This is a genomic window from Microbispora hainanensis (assembly GCF_006874475.1).
Lineage (GTDB): Bacteria > Actinomycetota > Actinomycetes > Streptosporangiales > Streptosporangiaceae > Microbispora > Microbispora hainanensis.
Map to the genome: position 1 here is coordinate 148,413 of NZ_VIRM01000006.1, position 14,061 is coordinate 162,473.

Genomic DNA, 14,061 nt, shown 5'->3' on the forward strand with positions numbered 1-14,061 from the left:
ATCGAATACATGTTTGAATATGCTGGTAGCCATGACGGCTTTCCAGGCTTCGCTCCTCGATTGGGGCGAGGACGTTCATGTCGGCGAGCTCGGCTCGTCCGTGCGCCGCACTCCGCTGGAGCGCGGCGCCTGGATCGACGTGCGGCACCACTGGATCGAGGGAGCCGACGCGCTCTTCGAACGCCTGCTTGAGGCGGTGCCCTGGCACGCCGAGCGCAGGCACATGTACGACCGGGTCGTGGACGTGCCGCGCCTGCTGAAGTTCTACGACGAGGACGAGGAGCTTCCCGACCCGGTGCTGGTGCAGGCGAGGGACGCGCTCAACGCCCACTACGAGGAGGAGCTCGGCGAGCCGTTCCGTACGGCCGGCATGTGCCTCTATCGCGACGGCAGGGACAGCGTCGCCTGGCACGGCGACACCATCGGGCGGGGGAGCACGCAGGACACGATGGTCGCGATCGTGTCGGTCGGCACCCCGCGCCCGCTGCTGCTGCGCCCCCGGGGCGGGGGAGGCCCGGCGCTGCGGCACGAGCTGGGCCACGGCGACCTCATCGTCATGGGCGGGAGCTGCCAGCGCACCTGGGAGCACGCGATCCCCAAGTCGGCCAAGGCGCTCGGCGCCCGCATCAGCGTCCAGTTCCGCCCGCGCGGCGTGCGCTGAGCGCGGGCAGGGGGCTGGCAGGGGGCGGTGGGACGGCCGTGAGCATGTGCGGTTAGCTGGTAGTCCTTGAGTAAGGCCGCGGCAAAGGACCGGCCCAGTCGCGCAAGAAAGGCCACGGATGATCCCGCACCCCTACGTCCCCGCCCCCGCTCGATACGACGACATGCGGTACCGGCGCAGCGGAAGGAGTGGCGTGCTGCTTCCCGAGATCTCCCTCGGGCTGTGGCACAACTTCGGCGACGGCCACCCGCTCGACGTGCAGCGCGCCGTCCTGCGCCGGGCCTTCGACCTCGGCATCACCCATTTCGACCTGGCCAACAACTACGGCCCGCCGTACGGCTCCGCGGAGGAGAACTTCGGCCGCCACCTGCGCGCGGACTTCCGGCCCTACCGCGACGAGCTGTTCATCTCGACCAAGGCGGGCTACGACATGTGGCCCGGGCCGTACGGCGAGTGGGGGTCGCGCAAGTATCTGCTGGCGAGCCTCGACCGGTCGCTGAGCCGGATGGGCCTCGACTACGTCGACGTCTTCTACTCCCACCGGCCCGACCCGGACACCCCGATCGAGGAGACGATGGGCGCCCTCGACACGGCGGTGCGCTCCGGCAAGGCGCTCTACGTGGGCATCTCGAACTATTCGGCCGAGCAGACCGAGCGGGCCGCCGCCGTGCTGCGCGAGCTGGGCACGCCGCTGCTGATCCACCAGCCGCGCTACTCCATGCTCGACCGCTGGGTCGAGGACGGCCTGCTGGACACGCTGGAGCGGGCCGGGGCGGGGTGCATCGCCTATTCGCCGCTCGCGCAGGGCCTGCTGACCGGCCGCTACCTCGACGGCGAGGTGCCGGCCGACTCCCGGATGGCGATCGGCCACTTCCTCAAGCGCGACCGGCTCACCCCCGATCTGCTGGAGACCCTGCGCGGCCTCAACAAGATCGCCCAGGAGCGCGGTCAGTCGCTCGCGCAGCTCGCGCTGGCGTGGATCCTGCGCGACCAACGGGTCACGTCGGTGCTGGTCGGGGCGAGCTCGGTGGCGCAGCTCGAACAGAACGTCGCGGCCCTGGACGCACCGGCTCTCACCGCCGAGGAGCTGTCCGCGATCGAGGGCCTTCTCTAGCCCTCCCGCCGACATGGTGTCCGCCTGAAGGGTTCCGACCACCTCAGGCGGCACCGCTCCGGACACGACTCAGCTCGTGCTCTTCTCCAGGGCGGCCCGGATGTCTCTGACGAGGGCGTGGTTCATGAAGGGAACGGCACGCTGGCTCGCCACTTCCTCCAGGATCCGGGTGCTGTGCGAGCGCTCGAAGATGGAGGTGAAGTGGCCCTCGAATCTGCTTTGGCTCTCCTGATCGATCACCTCGAACGCCGCCGACAACGACCCCAGGGCCGTGGCGAAGTAGAAACCGACGATGACCTGCTTGTTCTCGCGATGATAGGCGAAATACGGCACCTGGTCGTAGACCCTGATGTGGAGCTCGGCTCGTGGCGGTAAGGACGCCCCCTTGAGGAGGGCGTAGAGGCGTTCGCATATGTCCAGCGAGGCGGCGAGATCGGTCAGCATCTGTTGCTCGTTCTGCCCCTCTTCTCTGGCCAACCTCGAAATGAGGTCCGACCTCGGGTCGAGGAACAGGATTCGGATGACCGACCCTTCCTGCAGCTTGCGGAGCATGACCTGTTCGACGGGCGCGAATTTGCGCGCGGTGAGATCCGCGTCGATCCGATGGAGCACGGAGCGGCCCGCGCAGAAGAGCTCGCAGGGCTGGGTGGAGGTGGCCCAGGAGTAGTAGCCGTCGTATCCGCGACGTTGCGGCGACACGAGACGGAGACCGAACGGCGGCGGCTGTTGAAGCCGGTCCTGCAGCCGGGCGGCGATGTCCTCCGCCGCGTCTTCCGACTCGGTGCGGACGATCGCGACCTCGCGGAACGCGGACACCGTTCCCGCCACGACGAACGAGACACCAAGTCCGCTGACCAGTGCGAGGAGACCTTTGGGGCTTTCGCCCGCCAGCAGCAGGAGGATCATGCCCCACGGAACGAGGAAAATCGAGACCAGCAGACGGAAGAGTTTGTTGCGCTTCATGCGTTCGCCTCTCGCCGGACTCTTCGGCTCACACATGGAACGTTCTATGAAGCGCTTTGGTTACGGACCGTCGCGTTTTGTTACGAATCTGTGAACCGAGCTGTCCGTAACGGCCGTCGAGTTTCAGCCCGTCGAATAACGCGGCGCCGCGTTTTGTCAGTCGGCCTCGGCGCTGCCGTTCACGCGGAGCTTGCGGCGGGCCCGCTCGTAGAAGGTCGTCGTGCCGAGCCGCACCACGCGGGCGGCGGCGCGCAGCGCGGTCACCGTGAGCCGGTCGCCGGGACAAAGGTGGCCGCCGATGGTGCCGTCGACCTCCAGCGCGAGCTGGCCGCTGGTCGGGAGCACGTCGAGCGTCACCTCCTCGTCGGCCGACAGGACCAGCGCCCGGTTGAACGCCGAGTGGGCGGCGGCCGGGACGACGAGGAAGCCCTCGACCGTGGGGGAGACGATCGGGCCTCCCGCCGAGAAGTTGTACGCGGTCGACCCCGTGGAGGTGGAGACGATCACGGCGTCGGCGGAGTAGCGGACGAACGGCTCGCCGTAGACCGAGACGGACACCGCGGCGAGACCGTCGCCGGGGATGCGGACGAGGGCGATGTCGTTGAACGCGGTCACCATCCGGCCGTCGTGGCTCGTCGCCCGGACGGCCATGCGCGGCTCGACCGTGTATCTGTGCTCGTCTATCGCCGACAGCGCGGGCGCCAGCTCGTCCACGTCGATCTCGGCGAGGAAGCCGAGCCGTCCCAGGTTGACCCCGAGGACGGGGGTCGGCCGCCCGGCGATCAAGCGCATCGTGCGCAGCATCGTGCCGTCGCCGCCGAGGCTGACGAGGAGGTCGGACCGCTTCACCAGCGTCTGGGCGTCCACCGCGATGGCGCTGCAGTCGATGCGCCCGACCTCGTCGGGCAGCCCCAGCACCGTGCAGTCCCGCTTGCGCGCCCACTCGACGATCGTCTCGATCGCCTCCCGGGAGTCGCGTTGCGGGTGCAGGACGAGACCCACGGTGCTGACCATGCCCATGCCCACACTGTACGGGGCCGTGCGGACGGCTCTACCGAACGGCCTCCGGGGCCGCCTGGCCCAGGGGAAGGTAGACCCGGAACCGGGTGTCGCCGGGTCGTGAGTCCACCCGGATGTCCCCGTGGTGCTTGTTGACCACGATCCGATAGGAGATGTCCAGGCCCAGGCCGGTGCCCTCACCGACGGGCTTGGTGGTGAAGAACGGCTCGAAGATGCGGGGGCGGACCTCGGGCGCGATGCCGGTGCCGGTGTCGCCGACCTCGACGACCAGGTGGCCGTCCTTGCGCCGGGTGCGGAGGGTCAAGGTGCCCGTGCCGTCCATCGCGCCGAGCGCGTTGTCGATCAGGTTGGTCCACACCTGGTTCAGCTCGGCGGCGTACGCCGGGATGAGCGGCAGCGACCGGTCGTAGTCCTTGACCGTGCGGACGCCCTCGGGGATCTTGCCGTGCATCATGGTCAGCGTGGCGTCGAGCAGGTCGTGCACGTCGACCGTCTGGTGGGGGGCGCGGTCGAGCTGGGAGTACTGCTTGGCGGCGGCGACCAGGCCGGAGATCCGGTTGACCGCATCGTCGATCTCGCACATCAGCAGCTCGGTGTCCACCGTGTAGGTGAGCCATCGGACCGCGGACTCCAGGTTCTCCTCGCCCACCGCCCCGGCGATCTGGTCGAGCCAGGTCGCGTCGAGGCCGCCGGCCACCAGCGTCGCCGCCAGGTCCCAGCCGCCGACGATGTCGTGGTCGTCCAGCCAGTCGGCGACCGCGTCCTCGGCGTCGGAGCGCGCCAGCGGCGTGAGGTCGGGGGCGGAGGCCGACCGCTTGACCGCGTTCTCCTGGAGCTCCACCAGGTCGTGCAGCTGGCTGCCGTCCAGCCGCCCGTCGGCGATCATGGCGAGCTTGTGCCGCATGCCCGCCACCCGCTCGCGCAGCGCCGACGTCGCCCGTACGGCGGCGGCCGCCGGGTTGTTCAGCTCGTGGGTCAGACCGGCCGACAGCGAGCCGAGCGCGAGGAGCCGCTCGCGTTCGCCGACGATCGTCTGGACGGTGCGCATGCCGAGGAACAGCCCCTCAAGCAGGTGCATCGCCATCGGGAACCACTCGCGCACGCACTCGGCGATCACCTCGGCAGGCAGCACGAAGAACGAGGCGTCGGTGACCGCGGTCAGCGAGTTCAGGTAGAGCTGAGAGAACTCGCCGGCGATGTACGCCTGGGTGGCGCCGCCGTACACGCCGCGCTGGCCGGTGCGGCTGACCTCGACGTCGTCGCCCTGCACCCGCCTGCTCATCGCGACCGTGCCGTTCAGCAGCACGAAGAAGCAGGTGGCGGGGTCGCCCTCGGTGTAGACGCGGGTGCCGGCGAGCCGCCGCTCGACCCGTCCCGCCTCCGACAGCCGGGCGAGCTGCGCGTCGTCCAGCGCCTCGAACAGGAACAGCGTGCGCAGCTCGTCGGGGGGCAGCGTCGGCTCATGGGGATGGTCGGTCATGGAGCCTCCAGATAACGGTGGACGAGCGAGACCGCCATGGCGCCCTCGCCCACGGCCGAGGCGACGCGCTTGACCGACCCGGCCCGCACGTCGCCCGCGGCGAAGACGCCGGGCATGCTCGACTCCAGGTGATAGGGGTCCCTGGACAGTGCCCACCCGGGCGGGCGGCGGCCGTCGGCGAGCAGGTCGGAGCCGGTCAGCACGTAGCCGCCGCCGTCGCGGGCGACCACGTCGCCGAGCCAGTCGGTGCGCGGTTCCGCCCCGATGAAGACGAACAGCCACGACGCCGGCACGGTGGTCGTCTGTCCGGTCCTCCCGTCGCACAGGGTCAGGCGCTCCAGGTGGTCGCGGCCCTCGCCGGCGACCACCTGCGTGCGCGGATGGACCTCGATCGAGGGAATGGCCTCGATCTGATCGATCAAATAACGCGACATCGACCGGGTGAGGTCCTCTCCCCGGATGAGGACATGCACTTTGCGGGCGTAGCGGGAGAAGTGCACCGCCGCCTGCCCCGCCGAGTTCGCCCCGCCGACGATGTAGACCTCTTCTCCGGCGCAGCTCGGGGCCTCGGTGGCGGCCGCGCCGTAGAAGACGCCCCGGCCGGTCAGGTCGGCCAGGCCGGGCGCGTCCAGCAGCCGGTAGGACACGCCGGTCGCCAGCACGACCGTGTGCGCCGTCACGGCGGTGCCGTCGTGGAAGCGCAGCAGGGTGGCCGAGCCGGTCCGTTCGAGGCCGACGACCTCGCGGGTGGTGAGCAGCTCGGTGTTGAACTTCAGTGCCTGCCTGCGGGCGCGGTCGGTGAGCTGGGCGCCGGAGATCCCGTCGGGAAAGCCGAGGTAGTTCTCGATCCGGCTGCTCTGCCCGGCCTGGCCGCCCGTGGCCCGCTGCTCCACGAGCAGGGTGCGCAGCCCTTCGGACGCGCCGTAGACGGCGGCGCCGAGGCCGGCGGGTCCCGCGCCGATCACGGCGAGGTCGTAGAGATCCGAGGCGGGGGTGGTGGCCATGCCGACGTGCGCGGCGAGGTCGGCCTCCGTGGGCCTTGCCAGGGCCTTGCCGTCCGTGGTGATCACCACCGGCACGTCCGCCTCGCACATCCCGGCGGCCGCCAGCAGGCGGGCGCCCTCGGCCTCGTCGGCCCGCAGCCACCGGTACGGCACGAGGTTGCGGGCGAGGAAGTCCCGCACCGTGAACGAGTGCGCCGACCAGCGATGTCCCACGACCTTGGTTTCCGGCATCGTCACGGCGGGGGTGGCGAGCCACGCCTCCAGCAGTGAGTCCAGCACCGGGTAGAGCTTCTCCTCCGGCGGGTTCCACGGCTTGAGCAGGTAGTGGTCGAGATCGACGATGTTGATCGCGTTGATGGCGGCGTCGGTGTCCGCGTAGGCGGTCAGCAGCACCCTGCGCGCCAGCGGGTAGACGTCCATGGCCGCCTCGAGGAACTCGATGCCGTTCATCTGGGGCATCCGATAGTCGGCCAGGAGGACGGCGACCTGCTCGCCGCGCAGCTTGATCTCGCGCAACGCGTCGAGCGCACTGGGGCCGGACTCGGCTCGGATCACCCGGTAGCGGTCGCCGTATCGGCGGCGGATGTCACGAGCCACGGCCCGGGAGACGGACGGGTCGTCATCGACGGTGAGGATCGCGGCATTCTGCACATCTCACACGGTACTGGTGGGTCTTCGCTGATTGGCACCCCTGAGGACATAGGTCCCACGGGAGGGGGACGTTCGCCGGTCGCCCCGCGGCCGGTCGTGACGAAGGCTGGGGAGACAAGGCTGGGGGAGACGAGGGAGGCCGGCCATGCCGATGACCGTGAGCGACGTCATGAACAGGTTCGTCGTCGCCGTCGAGGCGGCGGCCTCGTTCACCGACGTGGTCACCGCGATGTGCCGCTTCCATGTGGGGGCGGTCCCCGTCGTGGACGGGGACCGGCGGGTCATCGGCATGGTGAGCGACAGCGACCTGCTGCTCAAGGGCCTCGACAGGCGGCCCGGCGATCTGATCATCGAGGGGGCGTCCCGCTGCAGGGAGCGCAGGAAGGCGAGCGGACGCGCCGCCGCCCAGATCATGACCAGCCCCGCGATCACGGTCACCGAGGACACCACGCTGCGGCGGGCGGCCTGCCTGATGCGCCGCAACAGGATCAAGGAGCTGCCCATCGTGGACGGCGAGACCGGCCGCATCACCGGGCTGGTCAAACAGTCGGACCTGATCAGGGCGTTCTGCCGGCCCGCGGAGGACCTCCGCGACGACGTCGTCGAGGTGGTGTCGCGCTACTCCCCGCAGTGTTCCGTACGCGTCGAGGACGGGATCGTCCACCTCGTCGGCGGCGTGGCACGGCGTTCCCAGATCCGCGCACTGATCGAGGAGGTCTGGCAGGTGGACGGCGTGGTGGACGTCGACTCCTCCATCACCTATGAGAAGGACGACCTGGACCGGGCCGTCCCCGCGGGCGCGCCCCGGTGGACCGGCTCTGCGGACGGCGGGAAGGACCGATGAGCGTCGAGACCATGACCGCGTCCGAGGTGATGACCCGGACGCTCGTCACCGTGGAGCCGGAGGAGTCGCCGCTGATGGCCTGGGAGCTCATGTGGCGGGCCGGCGTCCACCACCTCCCGGTCGTGGACGCCTGCTGCCGGCTCGTCGGCGTGCTCCAGCGGGAGGACATCGCCGCGCACTGGTCGGGCGGCCCCGCCGAGCAGTCCATGACGGCGGTGCGCACGCTCCTGCAGGGGCGGCGCTGTCCCCGGGTCCTCCCGGACGATCCGCTGTCCGAGGTCGCCGCGCTGATGGTCGACGCCGACTGCGGCGCGGTCCCCGTGCTGGGTCCTGACGAGGTCCTGCGGGGCCTGGTCACCACCACCGACATGCTGATGGCGCTGGCCGGGAGGACGGCGCGGCCGGCCGGCGACTCCACGAACGTGAAGGGCGGCCTGTTCCGCCTGGAGCCGGTGCCGTCGGCCCCCTGTCCATGAACCCTGCCCATGACCGTTACCTGTCCATGAGCAGGACGGCGGCCCCCTTGACGCGGTCGGCGGCCAGGTCGGCCAGCGCCTGGTCGGCGGCGCTGAAGGAATAGGGCGTCGTCGTGACCTGCGGGTGGTGGAGGGACGCCAGCCGCAGGAACTCCCGCCCGTCGTCGCGGGTGTTGGCCGTCACGCTGCGCAGCGTCCGCTCCTGGAACAGGTGGCGCTGGTAGTTGAGCACCGGGATGTCCGTGAGGTGGATCCCCGCCACCGCGAGCGTGCCGCCCCGGTCGAGCGCGGTCAGCGCGACCGGCACGAGGTCGCCCACGGGGGCGAACAGGATGGCCGCGTCGAGGGGCTCGGGCGGCGGGTCGGTGCTGCCCGCCGCGGAGGCCGCGCCCAGCCGCAGCGCGAGCTCCCTGGCCGCCGCCGACCTCGTCATCACGTGCACGGTCGCGCCCTCGGCGATCGCGATCTGCGCGGTCAGATGGGCCGAGGCGCCGAACCCGTAGACGCCGAGCCGCCCGCCCGGGGGCAGGTCGGCGCGGACCAGCGCGCGATAGCCGATGATCCCCGCGCACAGCAGCGGGGCGAGCGTCTCGGCCGGGGTGTCCTCGGGCAGCGGATAGACGTACGCCGCGGGGGCGGTCAGCAGCTCCGCGTATCCGCCGTCGGCGTCCCAGCCCGTGTAGGTGGACTCCGGGCACAGGTTCTCCGCGCCGCGCCGGCAGTAGCGGCACCGGCCGCAGGTCGAGCGCAGCCAGGCCACCCCCACACGAGCGCCGACCGGTGGCCCCGGCGCGTCCGGGCCGAGCCCGGCCACGCGTCCCACGACCTCGTGCCCGGGAACCGTACGCGGGCGCTTCGGAGGAAGATCGCCCTCGGCGAGGTGCAGGTCGGTGCGGCACACCGCGCACGCCTCGACGCGGATGAGCAGCTCCCCGGGCCCGGGCACGGGGTCCGGCAGCACGGTCCGCTCCAGCGGCCGCGTCGCGATGGGCCCCGGCCGGGCCACGACCCAGGCCTCCATCACGTGTGCCGGATGCGCCGGCCGGTGACCTCGTTGGGCGAGATCCGGATGTAGAGCGGCCGGTCGCCGCCCGCCCACGACTCCACGGCGTCCTTGTCCACGTCGCCGGTGATGTGGTGGGCCCCGCCGCGCACGAGCACGCTCCATCCCTCGCGGGTGCTCTCGTCGATGTGGTCCACCTCGAAGGCCACCATGAAGTCGGCCCCCTCGATCCCCGTGCGCAGGTCGGTGTCCATCGGGCCGCCGAGAGCGGTGCGGAACAAGACGGCGCCCTGCTCGATCGTGTAGTTGACCGGCAGGATCACGGGTCCGATCGGGTCGTTGAAGGCGATCCTGCCCACGCCGCCCGGCGAGATCAGCCGCAGGCACTCCTCGCGGTCGAGCTTGTCCAGGTGCGGCGCGCCGGCGGGAGCCGTGTCCTCGGTCATTCGAACCTCCACAGTGATCCTCAAGGGCGTCGGCGACCACTCTGCCGTCCCCGTCTCTCCGGCGACACGGACCTCCGTCGTACGACGGAGGGACGAAGGGCCCGATAAGGCTTGGCCGTCGTTTGCCGCAATCCATCCTTTAACCGCATGCCCCGGATGGGCACGCACGTCACATGGAAGTGCTGAGCAGCCGCATACTCGTGCGATCGACCGACCGGGCCGCGAGCCGCCGCTTCTATCGCGACGTCCTGGGCCTGGCCGTGAACCGGGAGTTCGGGCCGGCCGAGGACCCCGGGGTGGTGTTCTTCCTGGGGCAAGGGCTTCTGGAGGTCTCCGCGCACGCCTCCGGCGCCGATCGGGAGAGCGCGACGCTCTGGTTGCAGGTGCGCGACGTCCAGAAGGAGCACGACCGGCTGGTGGAGACCGGGGTGCGGGTGTCCCGGCCGCCCCGGCTGGAGCCGTGGGGGCTGGTGGAGATGTGGATCGAGGATCCCGACGGCATGCCCATCGTGCTGGTCGAGGTCCCCGAGGGCCACCCGCTGCGGCGCGACCTCCGCTCCTTCGCACCGCACCCCGCCTGAGCCGAGCCCCGCTTGAGCCGAGCCCCGCTTGAGCCGAGCCCTGCCTGAGCCGAGCCCCGCCTGAATCGAGCCCGGGCCCCACCCCCCGGGCTGAGGTGCTGCTGAATTGAAGAATTCTTCATATTGCTCATATGCTGAACTCCGCCGACGGAGGAGAGGACCACATGCACGAGTTCACGGCGGAGTTGCGCGCCCGGCTCGCCGAGGCGCGCGAGGACCTGCGGCGAGCACAGGAGAGCGGCGACGAGCACGGTGTCCAGGTCGCCTCGGGCCGTCTGGACAACCTGAACCGTCTGGCCGCCGATCACGGGATCAACCCGGAGGCGGCGGGAGAGGCCGAGTGAGCCCGATGCCCGTCCCGCTCTATCAAGCCAAGGCCGACTTCTTCCGCACCCTGGGACATCCGGTGCGCATCCGCGTGCTCGAACTGCTGCGAGACGGCCCCCGTCCCGTCCGTGAATTACTCGGCGAGATCGAGGTGGAGGCGTCGAACCTCTCCCAGCAGCTCGCCGTGCTGCGCCGCACCGGCCTGGTCAGCGCGGTCAGGGAGGGCGGCTCGGTGGTCTACTCCCTCGCCACCCCCGACATCGTGGACCTGCTCGCGGCGGCCCGGCGGATCCTCACCGACATGATCACCGGCCAGGGTGAGCTGCTGGCCGAGCTCCAGGCGGAGGCGGCCGAGTGACCAGCACGGCCAAGCGGTTGTACGACCGGGTCGCGGGCCTGCTGCCCTCGCCCGCCGACTGGCGACCGGCCCGCCGCAGTCCCGGCCGGGACCTGATCGCCGGCCTCACGGTCGCGGTGGTGGCCCTGCCGCTCGCGCTGGCCTTCGGGGTCGGCTCCGGGCTGGGCGCGCAGGCCGGCCTGGCGACCGCCGTCGTCGCGGGCGCGATCGCCGCCGTCTTCGGCGGCAGCAACCTCCAGGTGTCGGGCCCCACGGGGGCCATGACCGTCGTCCTCGTGCCGATCGTGCACAGCCACGGCCCCGGCGGGGTGCTCGCGGTCGGCCTGCTCGCCGGGATCGTGCTCGTCGTCCTGGCGCTGGCCCGGGTCGGCAGGTACGCCCGCTACATGCCGACCCCCGTCATCGAGGGCTTCACGGCGGGCATCGCCGTCGTCATCGCGCTCCAGCAGGTGCCCGCCGCGCTCGGCGTGACCGGCGAGGGCGAACGCGTGTGGCAGGCGGCCGGGGACGCGGTGGCGAACTACGTCCGCACCCCGCACCCGGTGCCGATCGTGATGGCGCTCGTGGTCGCCGCGGTCATGCTGCTGGGCGCGCGGTGGCGGCCCGCGGTGCCGTTCTCGTTCCTCACGGTCGTGGCCGCCACGGTCGTGGCCGAGCTCACCGGGCTGGACGTCGCCCGCATCGGAACCCTGCCGGCCGGGCTGCCCGCGCCGTCGGTGAGCTTCCTCGATCCGGGCGCCGTCACCTCGCTGCTCCCCGCGGCCCTCGCGGTGGCCGCCCTCGGGGCGCTGGAGAGCCTGCTGTGCGCCTCCGTCGCGGACGGCATGAGCGTGGGGGAGCGCCACGACCCCGACCGCGAGCTGTTCGGGCAGGGCCTGGCGAACGTCGTCTCCCCGCTCTTCGGCGGCATCCCCGCCACCGCCGCGATCGCCCGTACGGCGGTCAACGTCCGCTCGGGCGCGCGCTCCCGCCTGGCCTCCCTCACGCACGCCGTCGTGCTGGCGGTCATCGTGTTCGGCGCGAGCGGCCTCGTCGGGCGGATCCCGCTGGCCGCGCTGGCCGGCGTGCTGCTGGCCACGACGGTCCGCATGGTCGAGGTCGGCTCGCTGCGCGCCATCGCCCGCTCCACCCGGGGTGACGCCGCGGTGATGATCCTCACCTTCGCCGTCACCGTCGCCTTCGACCTCGTCACCGCGGTCGCGGTCGGCGTCGGCGTCGCCATCGTGCTCGCCCTGCGGGCCGTCGCGCGCAGCGCGCAGATCGAGCAGGTCCCGCTGGAGACCGGCGACCACAGCGACGAGGAACGGCGCCTGCTCGCCGAGCACATCGTGGCCTACCGGTTCGACGGCCCGCTGTTCTTCGGCGCGGCCCACCGCTTCCTGCTGGAGCTGTCGGAGGTCGCCGACGTGCGGGTGGTCATCCTGCGGATGTCGCGCGTGTCCACGATCGACGCCACCGGCGCGGGCGTCCTCGGCGACGCGATCACCCGGCTGGAGGGGAGGGGCATCACCGTGCTGCTGTCGGGCATCCGGCCGGGCCACGACGAGGTGCTCGACGGGCTGGGGGTGGCCGGCCATCTCCGCCGCGACGGGCTCGTCTTCCCGGACACTCCGGCCGCTATCGCCCACGCCAGGACGCTGCTCGGACTCCAGCCGGCGCCGTCGCCGGCCCCGGTCCCCGAGGCCCGTCACCCGGACGTTCCCGCGCGGACGGTGTGATCGGCGCGCGACTGCCCGTAGGCTTCCGAATGGAAGTATGTAAGCCTTAATTTCCTACCAGCTTTGTGGGAGACTGGGGTGATGAGCGTCTGGCCCCGCGAGACACCGGTCACCGCTGCCGTCACGGCCGCGCGCTGGGTGCGGTCGGCGGCGGTGGACGACGACCTCGGACGGCGATGGCGGGCCAATCCCGATCCCCGGGGGCGGTCGGCCGGAGCCGGTGACGCCTCGTCTCTCTACGCCGGCGCGGCCGGCGTCGTGCTGTTCTTCCTCGAACTCGCCGCCGCCACCGGTCACGAGGCCTACCTGGAGGACGCGCTCGCGGGCGCGCGAAGGCTCGCCGTCACCTGGCCCGAGCAGCGCGACCCGACCTTCTATCACGGGCTCGCCGGTCTGGTCTTCGCGATGGCGGAGACGGGGTGGGCGACGGGCGACGAGGAGGTCTTCGGGGCGGCCCGCGCCGCCGCCGACCGCCTCGTCCGCGACGCCCGCCCGCTCGGCGACGGCATCGGCTGGACCGGTGACCCCGCGCAGCGCGGCGACGGCGGGATCGTGCTCGCGCTGCTGCACGCGGCCGGCATCCTCGGCGTCCCGGCCTATGAGGAGGTGGCGATCGAGGCGGGGGAACGCATCGCGGCGCTCGCCGTCCCGGGACACCGGTTCGGCGGCGACGCCGTCCCCGACCTGCCCGTGGACGCCGTCACGCCCGGGTTCCTGTCCGGCACGGCGGGCACGGCGTTCCTGCTCGCCCGCCTCTACGGCGTGACCCGCGACGAGCGGTTCCTCGCGGGCGCCCGCAGGGGCGCCGGCTTCGTCCGCGCGGTCAGCGTGGTCACCGACAGATGCGCGCTCGTGCCGCACCACATCCCGCAGGGGCGGCGGCTCCACTACCTCGGCTTCTGCTCCGGCTCCGCCGGGGTGGCCCGCATGTTCTACGAGCTGCACCGGGTCACCGGAGACCCGGGCGATCTCGACTGGGTGGAGCGGCTCGCGCACGGGATCATGCAGAGCGGCGTGCCCGGGGCCCGGCCCCCGGGGCACTGGGACGTGGCCTGCCTGTGCTGCGGCACCGCCGGGCTGATCGAGTGTTTCGTCGGCCTGTACGCCGCCACGGGGCACGAGCCGTACCTCGGCTTCGCGCGCACGCTCGCGATCGATCTGATCGGGCGCGCGACCGCGGGCGACGAGGCGGGCTTCCGCTGGTATCAGGCATATCGGCGGCTGCGGCCCGGAGAGGTCACGGCCGACACCGGATACATGGTGGGAGCCGCGGGCATCGGCACGGCCCTGCTGCACCTGGACGCCACGGAGCGCGCCGCCGCGCCGCGCCGGCTGATCCTCCTGCCGGACAACCCCTTCCCCGCCATCCCGATCCCGGCCGCCGTCCTGCGCGGCGACCAGGCATAGAGGCGGCG

General features: G+C 71.8%; 15 protein-coding genes. 9 read left to right on the forward strand and 6 right to left on the reverse strand.

Features of this window, described 5'->3' with window-relative positions; translation table 11 throughout:
• Window positions 1–31 precede the first annotated feature (31 nt).
• The gene (locus FLX08_RS07520) at window positions 32–661 is read left to right on the forward strand and encodes an alpha-ketoglutarate-dependent dioxygenase AlkB (protein ID WP_142617479.1); all 630 of its coding nucleotides are present in this window, start codon (window positions 32–34) and stop codon (window positions 659–661) included.
• 118 nt (window positions 662–779) lie between these two features.
• Window positions 780–1,775, forward strand: a complete 996-nt coding sequence (gene mgrA / locus FLX08_RS07525) for an L-glyceraldehyde 3-phosphate reductase (protein ID WP_142617480.1) — start codon at window positions 780–782, stop codon at window positions 1,773–1,775.
• Window positions 1,776–1,844: 69 nt separating this feature from the next.
• On the opposite strand, the gene FLX08_RS07530 is transcribed toward mgrA, so the two are convergent.
• The 4 genes from FLX08_RS07530 to FLX08_RS07545 all read right to left on the reverse strand — a co-directional run bounded on the left by FLX08_RS07530 (window position 1,845) and on the right by FLX08_RS07545 (window position 6,893).
• Entirely contained in the window at window positions 1,845–2,738 is an 894-nt protein-coding gene (locus tag FLX08_RS07530) for a DUF5919 domain-containing protein (protein WP_142617481.1), read from the reverse strand.
• A 156-nt stretch (window positions 2,739–2,894) separates the two neighbouring features.
• Window positions 2,895–3,758 (reverse strand): NAD(+)/NADH kinase, encoded by an 864-nt coding sequence (locus tag FLX08_RS07535; protein ID WP_167530306.1) that lies wholly within the window; start codon window positions 3,756–3,758, stop codon window positions 2,895–2,897.
• A 31-nt stretch (window positions 3,759–3,789) separates the two neighbouring features.
• Complete coding sequence (locus FLX08_RS07540) at window positions 3,790–5,238, reverse strand: ATP-binding protein (RefSeq protein ID WP_142617482.1); 1,449 nt, start codon at window positions 5,236–5,238, stop codon at window positions 3,790–3,792.
• Window positions 5,235–6,893 carry an NAD(P)/FAD-dependent oxidoreductase gene (locus tag FLX08_RS07545; RefSeq protein ID WP_142617483.1) on the reverse strand — a complete coding sequence of 553 codons (1,659 nt, stop codon included), beginning with the start codon at window positions 6,891–6,893 and terminating at the stop codon, window positions 5,235–5,237. The genes FLX08_RS07540 and FLX08_RS07545 overlap by 4 nt, the downstream gene beginning before the upstream one ends.
• A gap of 145 nt (window positions 6,894–7,038) precedes the next feature.
• Between FLX08_RS07545 and FLX08_RS07550 the strand changes: the two genes are divergently transcribed.
• Entirely contained in the window at window positions 7,039–7,737 is a 699-nt protein-coding gene (locus tag FLX08_RS07550; protein WP_142617484.1) for a CBS domain-containing protein, read from the forward strand.
• A complete protein-coding gene (locus FLX08_RS07555) occupies window positions 7,734–8,213 on the forward strand; it encodes a CBS domain-containing protein (protein ID WP_142617485.1) in 480 nt (159 codons plus the stop codon). The genes FLX08_RS07550 and FLX08_RS07555 overlap by 4 nt, the downstream gene beginning before the upstream one ends.
• Window positions 8,214–8,229: 16 nt before the next feature.
• Here FLX08_RS07555 and FLX08_RS07560 read toward each other — a convergent pair whose 3' ends face one another.
• Both FLX08_RS07560 and FLX08_RS07565 read right to left on the reverse strand, forming a co-directional pair.
• On the reverse strand, window positions 8,230–9,234 hold the full coding sequence (locus tag FLX08_RS07560) for a zinc-binding alcohol dehydrogenase family protein (protein ID WP_142617546.1): 1,005 nt from the start codon (window positions 9,232–9,234) through the stop codon (window positions 8,230–8,232).
• Window positions 9,234–9,662: a pyridoxamine 5'-phosphate oxidase family protein gene (locus FLX08_RS07565; RefSeq protein ID WP_142617486.1), complete on the reverse strand. Its 429-nt coding sequence runs from the start codon at window positions 9,660–9,662 to the stop codon at window positions 9,234–9,236. The genes FLX08_RS07560 and FLX08_RS07565 overlap by 1 nt, the downstream gene beginning before the upstream one ends.
• Before the next feature lie 173 nt (window positions 9,663–9,835).
• Between FLX08_RS07565 and FLX08_RS07570 the strand changes: the two genes are divergently transcribed.
• From FLX08_RS07570 to FLX08_RS07590, 5 genes are all read left to right on the forward strand, one after another.
• Window positions 9,836–10,243: a VOC family protein gene (locus tag FLX08_RS07570; RefSeq protein ID WP_142617487.1), complete on the forward strand. Its 408-nt coding sequence runs from the start codon at window positions 9,836–9,838 to the stop codon at window positions 10,241–10,243.
• 164 nt (window positions 10,244–10,407) lie between these two features.
• On the forward strand, window positions 10,408–10,587 hold the full coding sequence (locus tag FLX08_RS07575) for a hypothetical protein (protein WP_142617488.1): 180 nt from the start codon (window positions 10,408–10,410) through the stop codon (window positions 10,585–10,587).
• A gap of 5 nt (window positions 10,588–10,592) precedes the next feature.
• The gene (locus FLX08_RS07580) at window positions 10,593–10,928 is read left to right on the forward strand and encodes an ArsR/SmtB family transcription factor (protein WP_142617547.1); all 336 of its coding nucleotides are present in this window, start codon (window positions 10,593–10,595) and stop codon (window positions 10,926–10,928) included.
• On the forward strand, window positions 10,925–12,646 hold the full coding sequence (locus tag FLX08_RS07585; RefSeq protein ID WP_142617489.1) for a SulP family inorganic anion transporter: 1,722 nt from the start codon (window positions 10,925–10,927) through the stop codon (window positions 12,644–12,646). The genes FLX08_RS07580 and FLX08_RS07585 overlap by 4 nt, the downstream gene beginning before the upstream one ends.
• Before the next feature lie 81 nt (window positions 12,647–12,727).
• A complete protein-coding gene (locus FLX08_RS07590; protein WP_142617490.1) occupies window positions 12,728–14,053 on the forward strand; it encodes a lanthionine synthetase LanC family protein in 1,326 nt (441 codons plus the stop codon).
• Window positions 14,054–14,061: the final 8 nt, after the last annotated feature.